The 1,612-nt window shown below is 73.7% G+C and carries 1 protein-coding gene; it reads left to right on the plus strand.

Features of this window, described 5'->3' with window-relative positions; genetic code table 11:
- Positions 1-149: 149 nt before the first annotated feature.
- The coding region (locus ACIRVK_RS45500) for a hypothetical protein (protein ID WP_404258052.1) at positions 150-1,612 on the plus strand (1,463 nt) is incomplete at its 3' end.

The following is a 1,612-nucleotide window of genomic DNA, read 5'->3' on the forward strand; positions in this document are numbered from 1 at the left end:
CCGCTGGGGCGGAGTTGGTGACGCCACCGCCGGCTGTCGTGTCGGTGTCCGGTGACGGGGATCCGGGGCCGCTGGCGTTGCACCGGGGTATGACGCTGGTGGCGACGGTCAGTCTGTTCATCGGGACGCGGGTGGCCTGGACGGATGCGATGGAGTCGCACCGGGTGGTCGGCGCGGTGATCTCGGTGTGTTACGCCTCGATCCTGGTGTGCGCCGTCCTGTCGCTGATGGTGCGCGGGCGGCGGGCGCTGGTGCGGGTGGACGCGCTGGTGCTGGTGACCGCCGTCACGCTGGTGGTGTGCGGGTTCGTGCTGGACCACGCGGGCACCGACGAGGGCGTGTTGACCGCGCAGGCGGCCCAGCAGATCCTGCACGGCCATCCCGTCTACGGCCAGCCCTGGCCCTGGCTGTTCGGCGGCCCGGACGTCGGCATCACCAAGACCATGTCCGGCGGCGCCGACTACACCTACGGCTACCCGCCGCTGACCGCGCTGCTGGCCGCCCCGGTGCACGCGGTGGTGCACTCCACCGCGGCCGCCACCCTGGTCACCACCGCCGCTCTGCTCGTCTCGACGGTCGTGCTGTGGTGGGTGCTGCCGGCCCCGTGGCGGTCGGCGGCCACCGCCGTCTGTCTCGGCTTCGGGCTGCTGCCGCAGTACGCCTACTCCGGCTACCCGGCGATCACCGCGCTGGCGCTGCTGGTGCCGGTGGTGGTGCGCTGGCCCGCTACCGGCGCCGGCGGCCGCCTCGGCGGGCGGGGTGTGGGACGGGCCGCCCTGCTGGGCGCGGCCTGCGCCGCCCAGCAGCTGGCCTGGTTCATCGCCCCGTTCCTGCTGATCGGCCTGTACGCGGTACGCCGCGGCGAACTCGGCCCCCGCAACGCCCTCGCGGTCACCGCCCGCTACGCCGCCACCGCGGCACTGGCCTGGGCGGCCGTCAACGCCTACTTCGCCGTCGAGGGCTTCACCGCCTGGCTGCACGGCACCCTGCTGCCCATCGAGCAGAAAGCGATCCTGCACGGCCAGGGACTGATGGGCATCTCCTACTACTTCACCGGCGGCAGCAGCCGCCTGGACTACTACTCCTACGCCAGCCTGCTCCTCCTGCTCGGCCTGCTGGCGGCCACCGCCTTGTTCGTCCGCCGCCTGGGCGTGGCCCTGACCGTGCTGCCCTGGACCGTGTTCTACCTCTCCACCCGCTCCCAGGACGGCTACTTCCTGATGATGACCCCGCTGTGGCTCGCCGCCGCGGCCACCGTCCCCGCCACCGCCCTCGCCACCGCCTGGCAACCCCACCTCCCCCACCCCCTGACCAGCCACCGCGCCAAGAGCATCCTCGCCGCCGCCCTCCTGGTGCCCGCCGCGGTGTGCACCACCATCGCCGCCGCCAGCCCCCCGCCCCTGCACGTCACCCTCACCCCCCGCTACACCCACCACGGCACCGCCACCCGGGTCACCGCCATCACCGTCCACGCCCGCAACACCACCAACAGCCGCCTCACCCCACACTTCGCCAGCCGCGCCGGCCAGGGCGCCTCCGACTGGTGGACCATCACCTCCGGCCCCGCCCACCTCCCCCCGCACGCCAGCGCCGTCTACCGCGTCACACCACC

This window comes from Streptomyces sp. NPDC101152, from assembly GCF_044768275.1.
Classification (GTDB): Bacteria; Actinomycetota; Actinomycetes; order Streptomycetales; family Streptomycetaceae; genus Streptomyces.